The sequence below is a fragment of the Clostridium sulfidigenes genome (genome assembly GCF_000732635.1).
GTDB lineage: Bacteria > Bacillota > Clostridia > Clostridiales > Clostridiaceae > Clostridium_J > Clostridium_J sulfidigenes.
The window spans coordinates 1-4,511 of record NZ_JPMD01000058.1; the positions used below are offsets into that span (position 1 = coordinate 1).

At 31.7% G+C, this 4,511-nt stretch carries 2 protein-coding genes; both read left to right on the forward strand.

All coding sequences use genetic code 11. The features are described 5' to 3' along the window. The first annotated feature begins 174 nt into the window (after positions 1–174). Positions 175–2,436: an ABC transporter ATP-binding protein gene (locus tag IO99_RS17505; RefSeq protein WP_035135751.1), complete on the forward strand. Its 2,262-nt coding sequence runs from the start codon at positions 175–177 to the stop codon at positions 2,434–2,436. Continuing rightward, positions 2,429–4,330 (forward strand): ABC transporter ATP-binding protein, encoded by a 1,902-nt coding sequence (locus IO99_RS17510; protein ID WP_035135752.1) that lies wholly within the window; start codon positions 2,429–2,431, stop codon positions 4,328–4,330. Before IO99_RS17505 ends, IO99_RS17510 begins: the two co-directional genes overlap by 8 nt. Positions 4,331–4,511: the final 181 nt, after the last annotated feature.

Below are 4,511 nucleotides of genomic sequence, written 5' to 3' on the forward strand. Positions count from 1 at the left end.
ATAAATTAATAAGTATTTTATAAGATTATTATAAATAAATTTTTTTAAAATTGCAAATAAACTGGTAAATTGTAAATACTATTGTTATCTATGTTCATATAGCATAGGTAATAAAGTATTTTGTTTTTAGTTTATTTCTTAGTGATTCATTATTGTAAGAGGGAGTGGAGGAATATGTTCAAGTTAATTAAATATTTAAAGAACTCAGTGGTGCCAATTATCATCATAATTGGATTACTAATTGTTCAAGCAGTCTGTGACCTTTCTTTACCTGACTATACTTCTAATATAGTAAATGTTGGAATTCAGCAGGGGGGAGTAGAAAAAGTTACACCAGAAGTAATTAGAAAGAGTCAATTAGAAAAGTTAGAACTATTTATTAGTGAAGAGGATAGAATAGAAATTAAGAGTAATTATACTTTATTAGATAAAGATTCTCTTAGTGATGAAGAATACAATAAATATGTGAAGAAGTATCCTTCTTTAGAAAATGAAGGTGTATATAAGCTTACAACTAAGAAAAAGGATAAAGAAACCATTGAAAAGTTAAATGGAATATTTGCAAGGCCAATGTTAGTAGTGCAAGGCTTTGAAAGTGACAGTGAAGAAAGTAAGGCCATGAAAGCAGCAATCATAGCTAAGTTTCCTCCTAATATGGGTATAGATGAAAATGCAGATATATTGGAAGTGATGTCACAGTTACCGCAGGAACAGCGAGATACTATGATGAAAGATATAGATAAAAATTTTGAGAACTTACCTAATACTATGATAGACCAAGCAGCTATTAGTTATGTAAAAAATGAGTATAATAATATTGGTTTGAATATAGACAAAATGCAAACTAACTATCTTCTTTATACCGGAGGATTAATGATACTTATAGCCCTACTAAGTATGGCTGCTACAGTAACTGTTGGATTTATTGGGGCTAGAGTGGCAGCAAACCTTGGTAAAAACCTTAGAAGTAAAGTATTTTCTAAAGTTATAGGTTTTTCTAATGCAGAATTAGATAAGTTTTCTACTGCGTCACTTATAACTCGTAGTACCAACGATATTCAGCAAATTCAAATGCTTATGGTAATGCTTCTAAGAGTAGTATTCTATGCACCAATCTTAGGAATTGGTGGAGTAATAAAGGTTTTAAATACAGAAACTTCAATGGCTTGGATTATTGTTGTTGCAGTAGTTGCTATTTCAGCAGTAGTAATTGTTTTATTTACAGTAGTTATGCCAAGATTCAAGAGGGTTCAGAAACTAGTTGATAGGATTAACCTTGTAACTAGAGAAATTTTGACTGGTATGATGGTAATTCGTGCCTTTAGTACAGAAAGACATGAAGAAAAAAGATTCGATAAAGCGAATAATGATTTAACTAAGAATAATTTATTTGTCAATAGAACTATGGCTTTAATGATGCCAACTATGATGTTGATTATGAATGGAATTACTATTTTAATAGTATGGAGTGGATCACATAGCATCGATGCAGGAACCATGCAAGTTGGAGATATGATGGCATTTATTCAATATACAATGCAAATTATAATGGCATTCTTAATGATATCTATGGTTTCAGTGATGTTACCTCGTGCTACAGTTTCAGCTGGGCGTATAGATGAAGTATTATCCACTGAATATGTAGTTAAGGATCCTGTAGCTCCAATAAAACTTGAAGAAGATAAAAAGGGATTTCTTAAATTTAATAATGTTTCCTTTAAGTATCCAAATGCTGAAGAAAATGTTCTAAGTAATATAACTTTTACTGCTATGCCTGGAGAGACTACCGCATTTATTGGTAGTACAGGAAGCGGTAAATCCACCCTTATTAATCTTGTACCGAGATTTTATGATGTGACTGAGGGAGAAATACTTTTAGATGGAATTGACATTAGAAAAGTAAGTCAACATGATTTAAGAGAAAAGATAGGTTATGTACCTCAAAAAGGAGTGTTATTCTCTGGTACCATTGAAAGTAACTTAAAATATTCAGGTAAAAGTATTACAGACGAAGATATGATAAAGGCTGCGGAGATTGCACAAGCCACTGACTTTATTAAAGGTACTAAGGAGAGTTATAATACTGAAATATCTCAAGGGGGTACTAATGTTTCAGGGGGCCAAAAACAAAGACTTTCTATTGCAAGAGCTATTGCTAAAAAACCAGAGGTATATATTTTTGATGATAGCTTCTCAGCTTTAGATTTTAAGACTGATGCGGCATTACGAAAAGCCCTTAAAAAAGAAACATTAAATAGTACAGTTCTAATTGTAGCTCAAAGAATAAGTACGATTCTACATGCAGAGCAGATAATAGTTTTAGAGGAAGGTAGAATTGCAGGTATTGGAACTCACAATGAGTTAATGAAAACTTGTGATGTGTATAAACAAATAGCACTATCTCAACTTTCAAAGGAGGAGTTAGCTAATGAGTAAGGAGCAAAATATGAAAAAAGGACCTATGGGTGGTGGAGGACCTATGGGACGTGGACCAATGGGAGGTGCTGGAGAAAAAGCTAAAAACTTTAAGGGCACCATGAAAAAGCTTATTAGTTATCTTAAACCTTTTACTGCATCCATAATAATTGTTATAATATTTGCCGTTGGAAGTGCTGCTTTTTCTATTATTGGACCTAAGGTTTTAGGTAAAGCTACCACTAACATTTTTAAGGGACTTGTAGGTAAGATAACAGGTTCAGGAGTAGGCATAGACTTTGAATATATAGGAAGAATTTTATTAATACTTTTGATTTTATATATAATTAGTACATTATTCTCTTTTGTACAAGGTTTTATAATGTCAGGAGTTACTCAAAAGGTTTCATATAATCTTAGAAAAGAGATTTCTGAAAAAATTAATAGAATGCCTCTTAAATATTTTGATAATAAGACTCATGGTGAAGTTTTATCTAGGGTAACAAATGATGTAGATACCGTAAGTCAAAACTTAAACCAAAGTATGACTCAAGTTATAACTTCAATTACTACATTAATTGGAGTACTAATAATGATGATTTCAATAAGCGGCATCATGACAGGGGCAACTCTCCTTATATTGCCAATATCTATGTTTTTAATATCGGTAGTAGTTAAGAAATCTCAAAAACACTTTAGAAATCAACAGAAATATTTAGGAAATGTTAATGGGCAAGTAGAAGAGGTTTATGGAGGGCATAATATAGTTAAGGCCTTTAATGGAGAAGAAGAGGCAATTAGTGAATTTAATAAGTTAAATGATAAATTATACGACTCGGCTTGGAAGTCTCAATTTTTATCTGGAATGATGATGCCTATTATGACCTTTGTAGGAAACATAGGCTATGTAGTAGTATCTATTTTAGGTGGATGGCTGGCTATTAAGAAAACTATTGAAGTTGGAGATATTCAATCCTTCATTCAATATGTAAGATCTTTTAATCAACCAATAGCTCAGTCAGCTCAGATAGCAAATCTAATGCAATCTACAGCAGCGGCTGCAGAAAGAGTTTTTGAATTCTTAGCAGAAGAAGAGGAAGTGCAATTTGCAGAAAACCCTGTTAAAATAAAAAATCTGTTATTGTCAGAAGATGAGGGAGAAGAAATTCAAGGTGAAGTAAACTTTGAAAATGTTCACTTTGGGTATAAAGAAGATAAGATTATTATAAATGATTTTTCAGCACATGTAAAACCAGGACAGAAGGTTGCTATAGTTGGACCTACTGGAGCAGGAAAAACTACCATGGTTAAATTGCTTATGAGATTTTACGATGTGAATAGTGGAGCTATCTTAATAGATGGTCATAATATTCAAGATTTCAACCGTCAAGATTTACGTAGTATATTTGGTATGGTACTTCAAGATACTTGGTTATTTAATGGCTCTATTAAGGAAAATATCAGATATGGTAGATTAAATGCCAATGATGAAGAAGTTATTGCTGCAGCTAAGGCTGCCAATGTGGATCACTTTGTAAAAACTTTACCTGATGGATATGATATGATTTTAAATGAAGAAGCTAATAACGTGTCTGCAGGTCAAAAGCAATTACTTACTATAGCTCGTGCAATTCTTGCGGATCCTAAGATTCTAATTTTAGATGAAGCCACTAGTTCTGTAGATACTCGTACTGAGGTTTTAATACAAAAGGCAATGGATAATTTGATGAAGGGTAGAACTAGTTTTGTAATTGCTCATAGATTATCTACTATAAGAGATGCAGATTTAATCCTTGTAATGAAAGATGGAGATATAGTAGAACAAGGAAATCATAATGAGTTACTTGCAGCCAATGGCTTCTATGCAAACTTATATAATAGTCAATTTGAAGACATTAAAGAAGATGTAGTTTAATAACTAAATAAAAAGTAAATAGAGTTTTTGGACTAGGATAGAGTTTATTCCATCTGAAGTTTATTGACATAGTTTTTAAGAACTAGCTTAAATTGAGTAAATTAATTTGAGTTAGTTCTTTTTATTTTAGAGATAGGTATAACCTAGTATTTAGGAAATAATAATAAAGTAATTAATTAAA

Bases quoted from the DNA above. Each gene is read 5' to 3' on its own strand.
- IO99_RS17505 (WP_035135751.1), top strand. From the start codon at position 175: ATGTTCAAGTTAATTAAATATTTAAAGAACTCAGTGGTGCCAATTATC.
- IO99_RS17510 (WP_035135752.1), top strand. From the start codon at position 2,429: ATGAGTAAGGAGCAAAATATGAAAAAAGGACCTATGGGTGGTGGAGGA.